At 52.1% G+C, this 19,195-nt stretch carries 15 protein-coding genes and 2 pseudogenes; 9 read left to right on the top strand and 8 right to left on the bottom strand.

All coding sequences use genetic code 11. The features are described from left to right. Positions 1-21: 21 nt before the first annotated feature. On the top strand, positions 22-2,091 hold the full coding sequence (locus tag ACQG1K_RS16740; protein ID WP_367075898.1) for a DUF927 domain-containing protein: 2,070 nt from the start codon (positions 22-24) through the stop codon (positions 2,089-2,091). A gap of 445 nt (positions 2,092-2,536) precedes the next feature. On the opposite strand, the gene ACQG1K_RS16745 is transcribed toward ACQG1K_RS16740, so the two are convergent. Beyond that, positions 2,537-4,588 (bottom strand): DUF4238 domain-containing protein, encoded by a 2,052-nt coding sequence (locus tag ACQG1K_RS16745; RefSeq protein WP_367075900.1) that lies wholly within the window; start codon positions 4,586-4,588, stop codon positions 2,537-2,539. Positions 4,589-4,622: 34 nt separating this feature from the next. Continuing rightward, a complete protein-coding gene (locus ACQG1K_RS16750) occupies positions 4,623-4,979 on the bottom strand; it encodes a helix-turn-helix domain-containing protein (protein ID WP_367075902.1) in 357 nt (118 codons plus the stop codon). 94 nt (positions 4,980-5,073) lie between these two features. On the opposite strand from ACQG1K_RS16750, the gene ACQG1K_RS16755 reads away from it, so the two are divergent. From ACQG1K_RS16755 to ACQG1K_RS16780, 6 genes are all read left to right on the top strand, one after another. After that, positions 5,074-5,358, top strand: a complete 285-nt coding sequence (locus tag ACQG1K_RS16755) for a helix-turn-helix domain-containing protein (RefSeq protein ID WP_367075903.1) — start codon at positions 5,074-5,076, stop codon at positions 5,356-5,358. A gap of 112 nt (positions 5,359-5,470) precedes the next feature. Next, on the top strand, positions 5,471-5,992 hold the full coding sequence (gene srlA / locus ACQG1K_RS16760; RefSeq protein ID WP_367075905.1) for a PTS glucitol/sorbitol transporter subunit IIC: 522 nt from the start codon (positions 5,471-5,473) through the stop codon (positions 5,990-5,992). Beyond that, positions 5,989-6,363: a PTS glucitol/sorbitol transporter subunit IIA gene (locus ACQG1K_RS16765; protein ID WP_367075906.1), complete on the top strand. Its 375-nt coding sequence runs from the start codon at positions 5,989-5,991 to the stop codon at positions 6,361-6,363. Before srlA ends, ACQG1K_RS16765 begins: the two co-directional genes overlap by 4 nt. Next, a complete protein-coding gene (gene srlE / locus ACQG1K_RS16770) occupies positions 6,360-7,340 on the top strand; it encodes a PTS glucitol/sorbitol transporter subunit IIB (RefSeq protein ID WP_367075908.1) in 981 nt (326 codons plus the stop codon). The genes ACQG1K_RS16765 and srlE overlap by 4 nt, the downstream gene beginning before the upstream one ends. A gap of 10 nt (positions 7,341-7,350) precedes the next feature. Next, positions 7,351-8,364 carry a Gfo/Idh/MocA family protein gene (locus ACQG1K_RS16775; protein ID WP_367075910.1) on the top strand — a complete coding sequence of 338 codons (1,014 nt, stop codon included), beginning with the start codon at positions 7,351-7,353 and terminating at the stop codon, positions 8,362-8,364. Positions 8,365-8,754: 390 nt separating this feature from the next. Further along, positions 8,755-9,426 carry a hypothetical protein gene (locus ACQG1K_RS16780; RefSeq protein WP_367075911.1) on the top strand — a complete coding sequence of 224 codons (672 nt, stop codon included), beginning with the start codon at positions 8,755-8,757 and terminating at the stop codon, positions 9,424-9,426. Between the two features lie 306 nt (positions 9,427-9,732). Here the strand turns inward: ACQG1K_RS16780 and ACQG1K_RS16785 are convergent, their stop codons facing one another. The 6 genes and pseudogenes from ACQG1K_RS16785 to ptsG form a co-directional block, all read right to left on the bottom strand. Further along, entirely contained in the window at positions 9,733-10,086 is a 354-nt protein-coding gene (locus ACQG1K_RS16785) for a hypothetical protein (protein ID WP_367075913.1), read from the bottom strand. 158 nt (positions 10,087-10,244) lie between these two features. Next, positions 10,245-10,928, bottom strand: a complete 684-nt coding sequence (locus ACQG1K_RS16790) for a hypothetical protein (protein ID WP_367075915.1) — start codon at positions 10,926-10,928, stop codon at positions 10,245-10,247. Positions 10,929-11,612: 684 nt separating this feature from the next. Further along, entirely contained in the window at positions 11,613-12,248 is a 636-nt protein-coding gene (hxlA, locus tag ACQG1K_RS16795) for a 3-hexulose-6-phosphate synthase (protein WP_367075917.1), read from the bottom strand. Between the two features lie 23 nt (positions 12,249-12,271). Beyond that, positions 12,272-12,835 (bottom strand): 6-phospho-3-hexuloisomerase, encoded by a 564-nt coding sequence (gene hxlB / locus ACQG1K_RS16800; RefSeq protein ID WP_163389657.1) that lies wholly within the window; start codon positions 12,833-12,835, stop codon positions 12,272-12,274. After that, positions 12,835-13,676: pseudogene (locus tag ACQG1K_RS16805) on the bottom strand (glucose-6-phosphate isomerase family protein). The gene hxlB and the pseudogene ACQG1K_RS16805 overlap by 1 nt, the downstream one beginning before the upstream one ends. Beyond that, positions 13,673-15,199, bottom strand: coding sequence for a glucose-specific PTS transporter subunit IIBC (ptsG, locus tag ACQG1K_RS16810; RefSeq protein WP_367075919.1), 1,527 nt, complete (start codon positions 15,197-15,199; stop codon positions 13,673-13,675). Before ptsG ends, ACQG1K_RS16805 begins: the two are co-directional and overlap by 4 nt. A gap of 222 nt (positions 15,200-15,421) precedes the next feature. Here ptsG and ACQG1K_RS16815 point away from each other — a divergent pair. Both ACQG1K_RS16815 and ACQG1K_RS16820 read left to right on the top strand, forming a co-directional pair. Beyond that, positions 15,422-17,101: pseudogene (locus tag ACQG1K_RS16815) on the top strand (SgrR family transcriptional regulator). A 1,112-nt stretch (positions 17,102-18,213) separates the two neighbouring features. Continuing rightward, positions 18,214-19,089: an integrase domain-containing protein gene (locus ACQG1K_RS16820; RefSeq protein WP_426720781.1), complete on the top strand. Its 876-nt coding sequence runs from the start codon at positions 18,214-18,216 to the stop codon at positions 19,087-19,089. The last annotated feature ends 106 nt before the right edge of the window (positions 19,090-19,195 follow it).

Here is a 19,195-nt window from a genome sequence, read left to right on the forward strand (position 1 = left end):
TGAGCCGACTGATACCCCATCATGAAACGCGCCCCTTTTCTCTGTAAGCAGTCTCCGGACCGCACGCTCGAAGTGGTGATCCTTGCCGGAAGCCTGGCATGGGAGACCTCACGCGACTGGCGAAAAGATCCTGACCGGGAAGATGATATTCCTCCGGTAGTACTCGGCCCGGATGAACTGGCCGATCTGGACAACCTGACCATAATCAGGCCCGACACGCTTTACGTCCGGGTACTTCGCACCGGCGATATCCGCGAAGAGGAGTTGCTGAAAATCGCCGTAAAACTGGCGCACGCGGGTGTGCAGATGGCCCGGCTGATGAGCCCTGACGGTGAGTTACTGGAGAACTGGACCGGGCAGCTTGAACGCCTGCGACAGGAAAGGCCTTCCGATATCCTGCCGGATCACTTCCGCCTCGATGAAGAAGCGCTGTGGTTTGACAAGCTCACCGAACGCCGCGACGGGGAAAGCGACGTCCAGCCCCAGCGCATCTGTTCCCCGCTGCACGTCACCGCCATCACCTGCGACAGCCATGACGGCAGCTATGGCCGACTGCTGGAATGGCATACCATCACCGGGCAGTTGCGGCGCTGGGCCATGCCGATGGCAATGCTCAGCGGCAACGGCGAGGAGCTGCGGCGCATTCTACTGGAAAACGGCCTGACCTACATCTCCACCCGCCCCGCCCTGCGCAGCCTGTTATGCGAATACATCTCGCGGTCACTCCCCGGACGCAGGATCACCTGCGTGGAGAAAACCGGCTGGCACAACGGCGTGTATGTGCTGCCGGATGAAGTTATCGGTCCCGGTGGCAGCAATGTCATTCTTCAGGGCAGCCACTACCTGACTGGCGGCTTTGCACAATCCGGTACGCTGGCGGAATGGCAGGAGCAGGTCGCCGCACTCTGTGCGGGTAATTCACGGCTGATCTTTGCCGTCTGCTGTGCACTGGCCGCCCCGCTGCTGCGCCTGACCGGAACGGGCGGCGGAGGCTTTCATCTGCGCGGTGAGTCCACCGACGGCAAAACCACGGTGATGAAGGTGGCCGCTTCCGTCTGTGGCGGCACGGATTACTGGCACTCCTGGCGGACCACCGGGAATGCGCTGGAAGGAATTGCCAGCCGCCACAACGATGCCCTGCTGCCGCTCGATGAACTGCGCGAAGTGGACCCGCGTGAAGCCGGGATGATTGCCTATATGCTGGCGAACGGCCAGGGCAAGGGGCGCGCCCGTACCGACGGCGAGGTACGTAACCGCAGGCACTGGACGCTGTTGCTGTTCTCCACCGGGGAACTGTCGCTGGCGGAACACACCGAACGCGCCGGGGAGCGCCTCTACGCCGGAATGGACGTGCGCATGGTACAAATCCCCAGCGATACCGGGCAGCATGGCGCGTTTGAGCAGGTACACGGCTTTGCCAGCGGCCAGCAGTTCGCCGATACCCTCTGCGACAGGGTCGCCCGCTTTCACGGCACCGCCTTTCGTGCCTGGCTGGCCTTCCTCACCCACGACATGGACGCCAGCACCACACTGGCAAGAGAGTTACTTCGCCGCTACCAGACCGCCCTGATGCCGGACAACGCCGGAAACCAGGTGCAACGCATCGTGGCCCGCTTTGCGCTGCTGGCGGTGGCCGGAGAGATGGCGACGCTGCAGGGTATCACGGGCTGGCAGGAAGGCACGGCGTATGATGCGGTGCAGATCTGCCTGCACGCCTGGCTGAACGAACGCGGCCATATTGCTAACCAGGAGGATGAAGGCGTGCTGGCGCAGATCAAGCGGTTCATCACCGCACACCAGTACAGCCGCTTTGCCTCGTGGGATGGCCCGGACCGCCCGCTGAATATGGCAGGCTTTCGCCGGGTGGAAAAAGATCCGCTGACGGGCGAGGAACACACACTGTTCTTCATCCTGCCGGAGGGCTGGCGGGAAATATGCCGGGGATTCAGTCCTGCCAGAGCGGCCAGATTATGCCAGGAAGCAGAATGCCTGCAGCCCGGCAGCGACGGGAAATACCAGTCGCAGGTTCGCCTGCCGGAGATCGGCAAAATCAGGGTTTACCGGCTTACCTCCCGCATCCTCAGTATCTGAGTGCAGTCTCGCGTGTTTTAAAAAAAGGTGGTACAGGGTGGGACAAGTGGTACACGCAGAGCTGGCGAGGGTTACAGCGTCCCACCTTAGAGAATTTGGTTTAGAAAAAGTGGTACAGGATAGGACAGCCGTTGCTAAATCTGTCCCACTTTTCCGACTGGCATTTTTCAGATGGTACAGCGCAAAGCCACGGCTGGCGCGGTTGTACCACTTGTCCCACCTGTACCACCTCAAAAACAGAAGGAATGAAAATGGCGAAAAGGGACTGAAAAGGCAAAGGCTGAAAGGAAGGGAGAGTAAGGGGGAACGGGCTTGCTCTAAAAGGGTCAAATAGCTCGATATAAATTGATTCCTAACGTATAAAAAAGACATCAATTTCCAGAGCCACTAATTAGTTTGTTTAGTTACAAACGATATGGTCCTGTGAATAGTTATTTTCATAGAGTCATACAGATAAAATCATCGTCCCTTGTTCACTTTCTGACGAAAAAAGGAAAATACCATGAGGCCACAACAAGCGTTCAACATGAACGTTTAGTGCATATAAGTCCTCTCTTGTCCAAGATGGTTGCTTCCAGAAGCGTTCAAGATCATGTGCAAACACATCCACCCACCCAGTAAGTTCACGTGCGGCGATTGCTGCACCTACATCAGTATCAGAGTTTAGTAACGGTGATTTACTTATTCCCTGTAAATGGCCGATTAATCGAGCCATAGCAATCAAAATATCAGCTACTGCAGCATGCACAGTCCTAAACAATTTTGAATGATTGTTGTCTATTTTATGTTCTTCTTTTGCGCTAACTATCTTAAAAAAATTCGAATCAAGGGCTCTAATTACGTAATGTGAAAACTCCTGTTCTAATAATCCTTCGGCTCCAAATTCTGCACTTGCAAAAGCATAATAATAGGCACGCAGAGCCTTTCGCATAGCGCAATGCATAACAGCTGGATGATTGTTCATCATTACGGGCTCCAGCAGGAATTCTGGAAGTACATACTCAAAGTGATTAATTGTATGAACAATAAATAATGATGAAACAAGAAGATGAATAGCTACTTCCCTATTTTGCAGATCTTCACCAGCTAAAGCATGAGCATAATCTTGATGAAAGACAATGCGTACTTTTATTTTTCCATCCCGCTTGACTAAAAGAGCAGCACCACCTTGAGCAAGGTAATCTGCTTCACTTTCTGGAGTTTCATTTCCATCAAAACCACGTTCGATATCTTCAAGTGCCTTTTCAAAATTAGATGCATATGTAATTCCATCCAATCGTGAAAGATCCAGCCATTGGCTTAGTTTTGCCACAACCCCCTGAACTATGTCATTAATATTCTCAATATCATCACTAAGCCCATCATTAATAGTAATCTGATAGCTAAATGAAGGACAAGAGATACTTTCCGGAACATTTAAATTATCATAGGCCTTATGTTCACATAGAGTATCCAATGTGTCATGGACAAGATTATCCATTCTATTTTTCCATCGCTCACCAATATTTTTACGTAAATATTCATGAGCAGATGATGCAGCAATAAATAATTCATCACTGCATTCCGAGGCATCATCGTTGAATCCAGATAGGTCAACATTGATATTACTCGCTCGAACTCCAACAAGTAGTTTCTCGGAAGTAAGAGGCATGATGACAGTAGAGATAGAGGAGGCCATAATATAGGGAAGGTAAACACCTTCTTCCTCATCAAAACCAATAGCTATGCAATCTGGCATAATCGCCCCTTCTTGCGGGGCAGGGAAAATACGCCATAATAATGATTCGAGAGACTGCTTCCGAGCCTCTACAACAACACCATTATTAAGTACCTTTTTATGGCCATAACTAATAGCATCCTCAATACCAGTGAGAAGTTGAGTGAACAAGGGCTGTAATTGAAAGTAAAATGGATTTGCATCACCTAAAAAACTTTCTTTTGCACTCATAAATAGCATTCGCTCTATCGAATCTTTTGGAATGCCAATTTCCTCCGAAAGCCCCCCCAAGGATTTAGCTATTTCCGGATTGCTATTGAAAGAAGATGCTATATGTTCACTCCATTTTTTATTTGTTGTAGGTTCATCCAGCCCTAACAGAGATATCATTAACGTTTTATCAGATATTACATCAGCTAAGCCAGAGATAAGTTTTTGTGTGCCATGGCCAAATATACTACGAAGGCTTTTACTTCTAGGTGTTAAATGTGCAATTACTTCTGCAGCAATAGATGCCTCGACATCAGTACCAACGTTTTTTTCCCGCAATATGCGAAGCAATTCCCCTAATCTACCTTCATAATCCGTCATTTTATCATCAAGAGTTTTATTTGCATCATTTGCTGGCTTAGAGTAAAAATCCCTTTGTGCTGCCACACTATCAGTTTTAGATATGAACATTTTATCTCTGCGATAAACGTGTGTTTGCCCAGATTGCTGGCATATGAGAAACCCGCGCAGGAATAACTGTGGTATATAGTGCTGTTTTCTGCCTGACATACTGATCCCTCAAATATTTTACTTCAGATCATTTCTAATTATTTGGTGATAATAATAAAGTGCGACCGGGGTTACTCTTTTTAAACCGATGATATTGAAGAATCAATTCAGCTAAATCATCGTCAACAGCATAAAAATACGCTTCCGGTACATCAAGCGCTGCTGCCAGCTTACAGACAAGCTTGAAATCGGGTGCATGGACTTCCTTTTCATACGAACTGATACGCGCGCTTGCGGATTCTTCATCCAGCCCTGCGAGTACACCCAATTCCGCTTGCGTCAGATCAGCCCTGACTCTTGAAATCTTTAATCTTTTACCAATCACGATTGCAATCCTGCACCTGAACATGCAGGAATTATCCCACTCTGGGCAGCAACCATCTTCAGGCATTCCCTTACCTATTCATGTATTACTTGAATTTTGATTACATTTAGAGCAATATTCAAGAATTGCGTGATTTATCACGGTTAAAAAGAGAAAACCGATGAAAAAGTCAACAACCAAAGACTGGCACCCCGCCGACATCGTTGCCGCTTTACACAAGCGCGATACCAGTCTGGCGAAACTGTCGCGAGAAGCCGGACTGGCCTCGTCAACGCTGGCGAATGCCCTGAACCGCCCGTGGCCGAAAGGCGAGTGGCTGATTGCTATCGCGCTCGACGTGCATCCGTCAGAAATCTGGCCCGGCCGTTACCTCAACTCCAGTAACAAACGTGAACCCCGTAAACCGCTTCACCCCATGACAACAACCGATAACTCCTGGACATAACGACCCGCGCTGTGAGTGGCAGGACGCATTAACCAACGACACCTGACAGGAGAGTTGTTTATGCACACCGAACCACAACCATGCACCATCGCACTGAGTACAGGAGGCCGCCATGTTTCTGGTCTCCCTGGCTGAAGGTTTTATCCACCTGTTCCAGGCCGCAGGCAAAATCTTCCTCGACATGATGACCGGGCTAATCCCGATGCTCATCTGTCTGCTGCTGGCCATCAACTTCCTGATGAAGCTGGTCGGCACCGTACGGATGGAGAAGGTTGCCGCCCTGCTCGGCCGCTCGCGCATCCTCACCTACGGCATGCTGCCGGTGCTCGGCTGGTTCTTTATGAGCAGCCCCGGTGCACTGACCCTCGGCAAACTCTTACCTGAGAAGAGTAAACCCGGCTATGAAGATGCACTCGGCACTACCGCCCATCCGCTCACCAGCCTGTTTCCCCACGTGGTGCCGTCGGAGCTGTTCGTCTGGCTCGGCGTCGCTGCCGGGGTTAAGGCACTCGGCCTGCCCGTTACCTCGCTGGCGCTGCGCTATATCGCCGCCGCCATGCTGATTGGCCTGATACGCGGGGTTATCACCGAGTATCTGTTTCTGCGGCTCAGCAAGCGGGGGAACGCACCATGATGATTTACTGCGCACACATTACTGCCATCGGGCTGTTTGTCGCCGACGGCCTGACCGACAAAATGCTCATCACCTTCGACAGCAACGGGCCGAAGGACTGCCTCGATTACTCCCTGTCACTGGAGCCGTCGTTCCGGGAAGAGAGCCTGATGATAATGCCCGGCGACCGCCTGATGCTGGCGGGGCACGATTATCTGGTGACGGCCGTCGGCAAGGGGGCTCAGCAGGCGCTGTCTGAACTCGGCCACCTGACGCTGGTGTTCAACGGCGACCTGAATCCCTGCCACGTCGGCGCAGTTCATCTCTCCGGCCCGGTGCCAAACCTGCATGACCTGCACGGTAACCTGGTGATAGAGGAGGGGCGGCCATGAACACGGTACTCATTCCGCCCGGTCCCGGCGGCTACGGCAAGGGGCTGTGGCTGCCCGTTGGCAGCGGCAAAAAGGTGCTGTCGCTGACCGGGCGGGAAATCCATCCGGTTGCGATAGAAATTGGCGCACTCACTGAATCGGAAATCGTCAACGGCTTCTCAGACATTCCGCCGGATAACGACATTCTGTGCGTGGTGATTAACTGCGCCGGGTCCCTGCGCTGCGGCCTGTATCCGCAGAAGGACATCCCGACCATCAACGTCCTGCCCACCTGGCGCGCCGGGCCGCTGGCGCAGTTTATTACCGAAGAGAACTACGTTTCCGGCGTCACCCCGGAGCAACTGGTTCTGGTGGATACCGCCGAAGCCCCGGACGGTGAACCGGAATCCGTGCCTGTCGCTGCACCACGGGTTATCACCACGCCACCACCACCGCGCGGCGCGGAGAAGCTGGTGCGCATGGTCGAGCAGACCGGTACCGCCGTCGGCCACGTTATCGCCCTGCTGTTCGCCGCCAGCCGTGAGGCGGTGGATGTCTCCCTGCGCAACGTTATCCCGTTTATGGCCTTTGTCTCGCTGTTGATTGCGCTGGTGCAGGAAACCGCGCTCGGCAGCCTGATTGCCCACGCCCTGACGCCGCTGGCGAACTCGCTGTGGGGACTGGTGCTGCTGTCGCTCATCTGCGGCATTCCGTTCCTCTCCCCGGTGCTCGGGCCGGGCGCGGCCATCTCGCAGGTGATTGGCGTGATGATAGGCACACAGATTGGCGCGGGTGCAATTTCCCCGACCTTCGCCCTGCCCGCGCTGTTTGCCATCAACGTGCAGGTCGGCTGCGACTTTGTGCCGGTGGGCCTTTCGATGCAGGAGGCAAAGCCGGAGACCATCACGAAAGGTGTCCCCGCCTTTCTGCTCTCACGTCAGTTAACCGGGCCGCTTGCGGTAATAGTCGGCTGGCTGTTTTCCCTGGGCTTATTCTGAGGACATAACGATGAACAAAATCAGAGCCGCCGTGGTCGGCGCAGGTATCTACGGCAGACACCATATGAACGCGTACCGCCATAACCCGGACACGGTGCTGGTCGCCATCTGCGACACCGACACAGAACGCTGCGACGACCTTGCCATGGCCTACGGCATTATGGGCTACACCCGGCTGGATGTCCTGCTGCAGGAGGAAGCCATCGACGTGGTCTCGGTGGCGACACCTGACCCGTACCACACTGAATCCATCCTCACCGCCCTGCGCCACGGCAAGCATGTACTGGCCGAAAAGCCGCTCGCCACCTCGGTACGCGAGTGTGAGCTCATCGTCGAGCTGGCGCAGCAGCGCGGCCTGCTGGTCGGCGTCGATTTCCACAAACGCTGGGACCCGGCAGTAATGCGCATCAAAGCTGAACTGGAGAAGCCGGAAACCGGGCAGATCCTGCGCGGTCATATCAGCATGGACGACGTGATAACGGTCCCGACGGCGTGGCTGAACTGGGCGGGCGCAAGCTCCCCTGTGTGGTTTCTGGGTTCCCATTGTTTCGACCTGGTGCGCCATCTCTCCGGCCAGGAAGTGGTATCGGTGTATGCGGTGGGCCAGAAGCAACTGCTGGACATATGGGGGTTAGACACCCACGACAGCGTGCAGAGCCTGCTAACGATGGCCGATGGCAGTTCATGGGTGGTCGAGAATTCGTGGATGCTACCGGAGGGCTTTCCAAAGGATAACGACGGGCGCATTGAGATCCTCTGCGGGACGACGTATATCCGCAGCACCTCACAACACCGGGGACTGGAAATCACCACCCCGGACAAGACGCTCACGCCTAACAGCTATTTCGTCAACTACCGCAACGGCGTTGCCAGCGGCTTTGGTATCGACCCCATCAATGACTTTGTGCGGGCCGTCAGACATAAAGCACCCTATCCGGTAACCGCGGTGGACGGACTGGCGGTAAGCCGGATCTGCGAGGCAGTACATCGCAGCCTGGAGAGCGGCAAACCTGAACGCCCATAATGCCATAATTTTAAGGGCTGTAGCTTTGATTGGTAAGGCCCTTAACCCAGCAAGCCCGACAAAGCGCAAGCATTATTAGAAAGCATGGTCAGCTTTGAGCGAAAAGCGGAAGTTTAATCTTTTTTGTCAGCCCCTCGGGGAATTTTTTATAAATTGATTAGCCATCAAAACCAGGCCGTGTCCCTTAATCACCCAAGCTATAGTAGCAGTTTGTCTCAATATCATGTGAACTTAGCTCGCTACGACTTTCTTGATGAAGCATGGATTATCATGCAATACATTGAAAACAACTAACTGTCGTGGATGGATTTTTGCTAAGTTTAATAGTCCGTATTTATAAAAATGCACAGAGCATACTTGAAATTTAACTTAAAGAGGTGGAACTCTCGTATGGAAGAAGAAAATAGTAAAATCATTAGTAAATTTAATATTATCGCCACTTGCGCCCAAATATTATTAGCCTTAGCAACAATTTATTTTACCCACACTATAAGTGAAAAGCAGAATAGAATTTCCAAATTGGAATACTCGCCTCTATTCGTTTTAGAAAAGGACCAATTGTATACAAAAGACTTTATACCGACAGGAACTGATGAAATTAAAATCACAAACGAAGGGTATGCGGTTAACAATTACTCATCGGACGTTGATAGCATACTAACAATATATTATTCATTCAATCATCAATCAAAGAGTTTGATTTATAATCTAGATTATTTTTCAGTTATGTCACACAAATCTGGTGGCAAAGGTGAAATGACGAGCGGAATTGGTGAAAACAACATCAGAAAACTTCTTGAGATTAAAACAAAAACCAAGAGCATCCTGGAAAACCACCACCCGGACTATATTAATTTTGAGTTAAAACACATCGCAAAGGTTACCTATACCAATATAGAAATGGATGAGGGATATGCTTATTTTTCTGATGCAAACGCTATTAACCAAGAGGATTATGCAAAATTAAAACAAACAATTAAAAATAAAGATGTAGTATCATTTGGGCAGTTACAACCAGAAAATTTAGCAAAAATAATCATAGAAAGCTTCAGCCAGAAATAAGTCATTATGATAGTTATTTAACTGTGGTGGCCCGCTCGATGGGCCACCACAGCGATTTACCAGCACTTTTCTAAATAAAAATCCAGGTCATAGTTTACTAATTTATTTCACGATTAAGTATAGGGAACTGCAATTCATCCTCACAAAAGCAATACTGCAGTTGTATGTTAATCATAGAGCAGATTACTAAAGCTAAAGGCCCGCTCCTGGTACTCTGGGGACGTTCGGCCCGTCCGGCTTTATCTGTACGGACCGCCAGTTACGATCAGTGCTGACGATAAGTATTTCGCTGTTATGGCTTATTCATCAACGTATCAACAACCACCGATTACTTGATGCTTTTATATGGAGTAAATCGTCCCGGCGAGATTGTAAACCTTTATTTTTAAGTTTCAGCTTTCGGCATAACTGCCCATAAACATCTGGAGGAAAACCTCCATCGAACAAATATTTATCGCTATATTTCGTCATCTGTAAAATCCCAGATATATTTTTATACTTATTACCGATATTATTCTTAACTATACATTCAGAAACCTCTGAGCTATGCGTAAAGCCCAGTTTGGATAACTCTGTTATCAGCTCATTGAATTCCTGAACATCTAAAGATTCAGTATTTTGTACTGAATGAATTGTTTGTGGCTTATGTATAAAGTTCATTACAATCATCCATATGATTTATGTCCCTGCATCGTAAACGTGAACTAAGTGCTACATTAAAAATGTTAGCCAGACAGAATCATACTTTGGGAAATAACCATGAGGGACCGTCGTATTACAGGTAGACAATAAGTGAAACGCTGCCAGCAAAAGTGATATCATTGACGCATATTATTTCGCGACGCTAACGGGATGTATTTAAAGAAATCTCGGATTGAGTGGCAAGTTTTACGTGTAATCACCCATATATTAAGCGGTGCGGGGTGCAGTAATGCTTGGTAATCATCGGCTATGCGTTTAAACAGCTGTCGCCGATAGCTAGGTAATGGGGCTGCCAGCACGGCAAGCTCCTCATTGTAGCTTTTTGCTTGCTCTGGCTTCCAGTAAAGGCGGCTGAGTTCTTTCGTACAGTCATCGTTGGCCAGCGATGGGGAGGCAAGTACCTTGTTAATATGTAGTAGCAGTGGAAGGATGAGTCTTTTCCATTCTTCAAAGTCGGCCTGACGGTGAAGTTCCAGCGTATTCTGAAATTGTTGTCCAGCTTCAGTATCAATTACTGTTCCTGCTTCAGCTGATTTTTTCAGGCATTGGGTAACCTCAGCCAAGGTGATTCTCTTGGTATATTCCCCGGACAAATCTTCAATAATTTTATAGATCCTCATGCAGTTCATATGCAGATTGTTCACACAGCTGTCGCACTCAAATGCCAACCGCTCCAACCTGGTAGTTTCGAGCTTTAGCACATTTTTACGCATATCATTACTTAACGCGAGTTTGGCCCCGAGCCAGACCGCAGTGACGGTCACAATGGGTGTGATAAGATCTTTCCAGTTAAACAGCATGATCTGTATTTCCTGATAGATGAATTCTGCAGTCGCAGAACAGTGATGGCAGACACTGAGCTAGCACACTATAGCGAGCACCGTGGGTGTGGTTGAGGCTGTAAATGCTGTTTTTACGGCGGGTGCGGTCAGTCCGAACCTCCGGAAAAGATTTTGTGCCAAGTAAGGGCATGCAAAACATAAAATGAACTACCCGAGGATCCAAGAAAAAGTCTGCTGACCGACTCCCTGCTAACGAACATAAACTATGTCTCGTCGGTGTCAGCTTCACGCCCTGACACATTTGAACTCTTTCCTTTCCCGGACATCTGGACCTAGGTACTGGCATGAATTGCAGTAACTAAACCGAGATGTCTATCCCGGAATTTGGATATTGGCAGTATCCTCGTGATACTTATGCTACCGCCGTGTAAGCGACCGTCTCTTCGACATGTTCCTTGATAAAAGCATGCAGCAGATGGCCTAGGATTCCGCCAAGCCCCCTACGCTGAACAATGATTTCGTCATAGTAAATAGGGGCTTTGACAGTGATAAAATCCATATGGAGTATTTATCAAATCCGTATGAATAATCGAGCCACCTGCGCGAAGGGAGTGAATCCACGATTCAGACTGAAGGCATGATCTTTGGTTATTTCTGCATCTGGCACACAGTCGCGCCAGATACCGTCCTTTTCGTCTAATCTCAATGATGCTGCAACAACACCTGTGAAATCTTCCTTGCCTCAACAGCTGGATCCACCGCATGCGTGATCGCCGATCCTACAATCACCACATCTGGGCCTAACAGCGCATAGTCCTTCACCGTCTGGCTGCTGATACCGCCTGCCACGGCAATCCGGGCTTTCCGGCGCGCCTTCAGCATCGTTATCAAATCATCAATCGGTTTGCGCCCTGCTGCCTGCTGGTCGGTGCCTGTGTGTACCGCCAGCATATCCGCCCCCGCCTCCTCCAGCAGTCGGACTCGCGCGGGCAGATCGTCGACGCAGATCATATCCACCACCACCTGCTTTCCAGCCTCTTTTGCCGCGCGAATGCAGGACTGGATTGTCAGCACATCGGTCACCCCTAACACCGTGACATAGTCTGCCCCAGCGTCGAAAAGCAGCTGCGACTCAAAATGGCCGCCATCCATAATTTTCGCATCCGCCAGCACTTCCTTATGCGGATATTTTTCTTTAATGGCTTTAATTGCGTTCACGCCTTCCCTAATAAGAAAGGGGGTTCCCACTTCAATAATATCAACGTCGTCAACCACCTTATAAATAAATGCCAGCGCTTCAGGCAGGGTTAACTCGTCCAGGGCAAGCTGTAATTTCATGTTGGTTTCCTTGTGTCGAATGACTATTCGAGGTTGGCGTGCAGCGCAAAACCTTTGGTTAAGCGATATCCCGTCGACTGCGCCAGATTCACAATCATGGCATCGCCCAGCACCATGACCGCCTCTTCAAACAGGCTGCCGCCGGGCAGAATGCCTTTCACGTTATCCGGTCCATCCGGCAATTTGTCGGTATAGGCCGGGATCCTGACCACCACATCCGCCAGTTTCCCCAGCGTGGACTCGGGGAAAATGGTCAGCAAGGCCACGGTGCCACCCAGTTGCTTCGCTTTCGCAGCCACATTCACCAGCGAAGCCGTTTCGCCCGATGCACTCGCCAGCAGCAGCAGGTCGCCTTTTTGCAGCGCAGGCGTGACCACATCGCCGACAACATGCACCTTCAGGCCGATATGCATCAGGCGCATCGCAAAAGCTTTCAGCATTAACAGCGAACGCCCTGCGCCAAAAACAAATACCGCGTTCGCCTCAGCGATGGCCTGCTCCAGACTCGCCAGCGCGGCACCATCAATCCGCGACATCGCCTGATGCAGGTCAGTACAGGCAACGCCTGCAACAAATTGCGTTTCCATCATGCGTCCTCCTGACTGAGCGGGAATAAATCATCCTGATACTCGAGCATCCCATGATTTCCCGGACATAGTTATCGACATGCCCCAGAAAATGGAAACGTTCCGGCGCGGCGCGATAGCGCTGGTAAAGTGGCGTATCGAAGGTGATGCCAAGATGCGGGTTCTCTTTTACGGTGGCGAATTTGATGTGCGGAATATGCGGATAGTAATGATTCTTGCGCACGCAGAGCTGCCCGTTCTCCTCCACGATGTAGCAGGCCATACCGTGGTAAAACTGCACCGTGTCGTAGTGAACCGCGCAGGGTTTATACGCCAGGTTGCTGAATACCAGCGGCCCGTCGCCGATATTGATAGAGCAGTGGCCGTAATTCGGCGGCACGATAATGCTCTGCCCTTCCTTCACCACCGCCACGATAAGATCGTCCACCAGCAGATCTTTTGGCTCAACGGCAAAATCCGGCGACTTTTGCAGGATATACGCCGCAGTGCCCTTAATCACTTCATACACTTCCGGATGGGTGTTGCGCCGCGTATCGTTATAGCCGTGATAGTGACCGCTGGTTTTCTTGCGCTCCTTGCCAATCGTTCCCGGCATGATGATGGTGATGTCGTACTGATACTGATCAGCGGCAAGCCGTTCCTGATCCTCCGGAAAGCACAAGCCGCGATAAACATCGTAAGCCGGTTCATCGCATAGCACTTCGGTGAACTCCGGTAAGACTACCGCCATCTGCCCGGCGCTTTTGCGGCCAAAGCCGAGATAGTTCAGCGGGGGTTTCAGCGCCATCACGCCGTCGTCATCGAGATACAGCGGCAGGCCGCTGTGGTGTAGCTGTTTCATTTTTCCTCCTGTGTATACGCGTTAGCTGCGCGGATCGCCTCTTTCAGCCGATCGGATTTCATGCCAAATACGCTCTGGATATTGTTCCCGACCTCGACGACGCCCGCCGCGCCAAGCTGTTTCAGCAGTGCTTTGTCCACGAGTGTCTTATCCGTCACGTCAATGCGCAGACGCGACATGCAGGCTTCGATGCTGGTCATATTTCCCAGCCCGCCATAGGCCAGAATGATGCCGCTCACCAGGTCATTCTGTTCGTTTTCCTGCGCCACAGTGCTTTCTTCGACTTCACGCCCCGGCGTCAGCAAATTCCAGCGACGAATAGCAAAGGTAAACAGGGCGTAGTACAGCGCCCCCATCACCAGCCCGACCGGGAATACCATGTACCAGTGAGGCGCGCGTGGCAGGACGCCAAAGAACAGATAGTCGATAAGCCCGCCGGAGAAAGAGAGCCCGATGTGCACGCTGAACCACTCCATCAGCAGGAACACCAGCCCCGCCAGGACGGCGTGAATGCCATATAGCACGGGCGCAACAAACAGGAAGGAGAACTCAATCGGCTCGGTGATGCCGCAGACGATGGAGGTGATCGCGCCAGAGAGCATAATGCCCTTCACCCGCGCTTTGTTTTCCGGGCTGGCGCAGCGGTAGATCGCCAGCGCAATCGCCGGAATACAGAACATCTTGATGGGCGTCAGCCCGGCCATAAAGGTTCCGGCGGTAATCGGCACCTGGTCTTTCAACTGGGCAAAGAAGATGAGCTGGTCGCCATGCACCACTTGCCCGGCCTTGTTCACGTACTCGCCGAACTGCAACCAGAACGTCGGCCACCAGACATGGTTAAGACCAAACGGGATCAGCAGTCGCTCGACAAAGCCGAACAGGAAGGCGGACACGCCCGGCCCCTGCACCGTCATGGTATTCGACAGGCCATTAATTAGATGCTGAACCGGCGGCCAGACCACCGCCATCACCAGCCCGACAAACAGCGCTGCGAAGGAGGTCACTATCGGCACGAAGCGCTTGCCGGAGAAGAACTCCAGCCACGAAGGAAGTTGGATGCGGTAATAGCGTTTATACAGCCAGGCGGCGATAATCCCGATAATGATGCCGCCGAATACGCCGGTCTGTAACGAGGGGATGCCCAGCACCAGCGTGTAGTCACGCACCTGCGCCACCGACTCGGGCGTGATCCCCAGAAACTGGCCGATGGTGACGTTCATAATCAGAAATCCGGCGATCGCCGACAGCCCAGCAATCCCCTGATCGTCACTAAGCCCTACCGCCACGCCGACCGCAAACAGCAGCGGCAGGTTAGCGAAAATCGCACTGCCCGCTTCCGCCATCAGCTTCAGCACGTGAACCAGCCAGTCAGCACCGAGAAACGGCAGGCTGGCGACAATATTGGGATCCTGAAAGCTGACGCCGAAGGCCAGCAAAATACCGGCGGCAGGCAGCATGGCAATGGGGATCATTAATGATCGTCCGATGCTTTGTAACATTTGCAGAAGGTTGAATCTTTTCATCTCGATCTCCTGAGCGCGTCTTTATTACAGGGATTCGCACAACAGCAGGTTCTGCTCCGAACACCTTCAGTATCCGAACCCGAGATGATTAAAAAAACAGCAACCAAAGACGAAAGTTATTTCCGGTTTTCGCTTAAAACCGGAAAATTTATGAGGGCAATCACGCCGCAAACCGTCAGAAAGGGATAAAAGAGGAAATCGCGTTCGGCGGGAGGCCATCATATGAATATCTTCGAGGCACATTTTCGCAGGCTGCACGCTCGCTACGGCGCAGGTCAGACGCACGAATTACAGATGCAGGAGATCGCCGCCATCTTCGGCTGTTCAGTGCGTAATTGCCGGATTGCGCTGAAGAAGATGCATCAGGAAAAATGGCTCGACTGGCAGCCGCAGCGCGGACGCGGCAAGCGCTCACGACTCCATCTGTTAACCTCGCCGGAAAAGCTGTTCAGCCAGAACGTCAATAAGCTGCTGGAGAAGCAGGATTACGGCAACGTGCTGCGGTTTATCGGCAACGACAAGTATCTGCTGGATCGCCTGAGCCTGTGGCGCTTTGGGGTACAGGATAAAAGCAGCGAAACGCGGGTACGCATCCCCTACTATCGCAATCTGGATCCGCTTAATCCGCTCGTTCCCCTACGGCGGACCGAACGCCATCTCCTGCGCCAGTGCCTGAGCGGGCTGACGCGCTATGACGCCGTTCAGGGCAGGATCGTTCCCGATATCGCCCACTACTGGACCCACAACGACGACTTTACCCGCTGGGAGTTCTGACTGAAATCCACCGCCCGCTTTGCCGATGGCAGCGAACTGGATGCCAGTGCCGTTCAGCGCTGCCTGCTCGCCGCCAGCCAAAGCCCGCAGTTCTCCCCGCTTTTCAGCCCAATAAAAAGCATCACCGCTGACGCCCCCTGGCATCTGGTGATTGAAACGCACCATCCGGTCAAACGGCTCGACTGCCTGCTCGCCACCCAGCCGACGATGCTGTTTGATTACCAGCACGGACACATCCGCTGTACCGGCGCTTTCCACCTGCAGGAGCACAGCGACAACTTTATGGTTTTGCGGCGCAATCAACACTGGCATCAGGCGCGCCCCGGACTGGATGAGATCACCATTTTCACCTGGGCTCCGGAACATATCAGCATGAGCTTTATTCCCCTGCTGCGGGGTGAGGAGGCGCAGGATGACCGCCCGCTCAACGAGCGTAGTCTGGAGCAGGGGTGCTGTTTTGTGCTGCTCGACAGCGACGGAGCCTTTGCGGATGAGGCCGGAAGACGGTTTATCAATTACCTGCTGCAACCTGTCGAACTTCTCAGCCAGACGCAGCTTCCCGACAAATACGCGCGCATCCTCTCCGTTGCTCAGGGCATGCTGCCGCAGTGGAATCACCGCCCGGTGGATTTTGGCGGGATCACCGCGCCGTTTAACCTGCGTCAGCCGGTTATCATCAGCACCTTTCAGCAGCCGGAACTGGTGGAGCTTGCCGGGGCGATTCGCCGCCTGCTTGAGCGCTGGCATATTCGCGCCGAAATACGGATCGACGCATTTGACCGCTTTAACAGCCAGCCGCGCCCTCCCGCGGATATCTGGCTCAGCAACTTTATGCTCGATACCCTTTCGGTTCCGGCATTTCTGGAATGGCTGGCTTCAACCGCGCTGTTTACGCGGCTGCCTGAAACCCAGCGACAAAACCTGAACGCCCTGCTGCCGACGATTCTGAACAGTGACGATGAGCAGGCATTCGCCACCATTGCAGCCTTTTTCCATGAGATGACCCACCAGCGATATGTCATTCCTTTGCTGCATCACTGGATGGAATTTGCGACCGAGAAGTCATTTACCTGGCGGGATTTAAATACGCTGGGATGGCCGGATTTCAGCCAACTTTGGCTCGAATAATGCACGCCCGCAAAAGCTCGCTAAAGGGCCTTTAAAGGTCTTTAAGGGTAAGGGAGAGAAGTGTGGGATCGAAGCTGTCAGTTCGCTTCGTTTAGCGCCTCCAGCCCTTCCTGATTTTCTTCTTGCCTGAGAGAACTGGCATGTTTTTTCGTTTCTGGATCCGGAGGAGCTGCGTCCAGCATCAGAGTAATATTCCGCATGGTGCATTATATCATTCTGCATACCCAATTCTGTTCGTTTAAGTATTTTAGGTACGGCTGAGATAGCGTGGTTTGAACCATCAGAACAATTAAAATCTACGCCCGCAAAGGCTCGCTTTAGCGGGCGGCATTTCTGGATAATTATCCATGAAAGCCTCATCTGAGATGTAAAAGAATCCTTCCTGCCGCGGCATTCTCTGGACAATATTTTCCCAATCTTCTGATGCTCATGAAACCACATACTACATCATGATAATAAAGTTATTTATTATCAATGAATTACGCGGATCAAATCAGCTTGAACATTGCATCAACAATGCTATTTTTACGGTAACTGCCGCAGTCCTGGGACTGCACCCGAGACAGCCATGACCTTAGAGGACTGTGCCTGGCTGCTATGTCAGGCTGGTCAAGCCCTTAACCCCGCAAGCCGGACAATACGGCGGGGGCGTCTCTGACGCAGTCCGGTCGTTGTTGCTGCTATAACCTGTGCCAGCAAGAGGCAGGTTGGTACCGCGTCTTTAGACGGAGCGTATCTCTGCGCCAGTAAACAGGTTGTCTGAAACGGCGGCGCGTCACTTTGGAGGCGAAGCAAAACAAAGTGACGCCGACGCACACCGCTGCGCCAGCCGCCGTCTTATCAGGCTTATCGTTGTATTAACCCTCTGACGCCATCATTTCTGCGTCAAAAAGATAACAAGGAGGAATGAACAGTACCGGAGGCGGATCACGACGATCCGGGGGCATCCCTGCTGAGGCAGGCGGCCTGCACACCGTGCAGTACCGTACCCCACCATACCTCAACTCTCGCCTTCCGGCGCACCGGTATTGTTCAGCATGGCGCAATGTTCAGTGCCGTGCATACCCCACGCGCCGGAAAATATTGCTACCGCATCAGGCGGAGGAGTCAGCATGTCGCGACTGTCACAGGATATGAAAAAACAGGCGCACCACGCAGGTGGCAGCCACAAAACTGTCCACGACCGCGAACAGATGGCGCAGCGTTTTGCCCGTCATCTGCTGGCGCAGAATATTCAGGTCACCAGCACCAGCCAGCTCAAAGCCAGACACATCGCTGGATATATCCATGAACGGCTGGAACAGGGTATTTCGCTGCGAACGCTACAGAATGAGATGGCGATGGTGCGCTCTATTTTGGTTGAAGCCGGACGCACACAACTCAGCCAGTCAGAATTAATCAGCAACAAATCACTCGGTATCAGCGGTGCCAGCCGCGACGGAACGCACCGGGCCATTCCGGATGCGCTTTACCAGCAGGTAGTGGAACGGCTCCGGCAAACCGACGCAGGTCTCGCGGTCAGCCTGCAACTGGCGAGGGTGATGGGCCTGCGTGGTCAAGAGGCAGTACAGTGCTGCCAGTCGCTGAAAACCTGGGATAAACAGCTGGAAAAAGGCGCTGAACGTCTGTCGGTGATCTTCGGTACCAAAGGGGGACGACCGCGGATGACACAGGTGATTGACCGGGAAGCCGTTCGCCAGGCGGTGAAAGAGGCGCTTGAGATTTCAGGGGAGCGTGACGGACATCTGATTGACAAACCGGATCTGAAATCCGCGATGGACTACTGGCACAACCATCTCCGCGATGCCGGGCTGACTGGCGAATACTCTCCCCACTCCCTGCGCTATGCCTGGGCGCAGGATGCGATCCGCTATTACGAAGAGCAGGGTCTGAGCCATACAGAGGCGCTGGCGGTAACTTCAACGGATCTGGGCCATAGTGATGGGCGGGGGATATATATTGAGCAGGTATACGGGTATACTGATTGAATCTCACTAATACAAGATGTTTCATTCCTTTTTGTATGTAAAAATTCATAACTACTTTAAAATTTTAAATGCACAATAAAAATATAATTGATAATGTGTACTGTTT

The sequence above is a fragment of the Enterobacter cloacae complex sp. 402C9 genome, assembly GCF_050030745.1.
GTDB lineage: Bacteria > Pseudomonadota > Gammaproteobacteria > Enterobacterales > Enterobacteriaceae > Enterobacter > Enterobacter intestinihominis.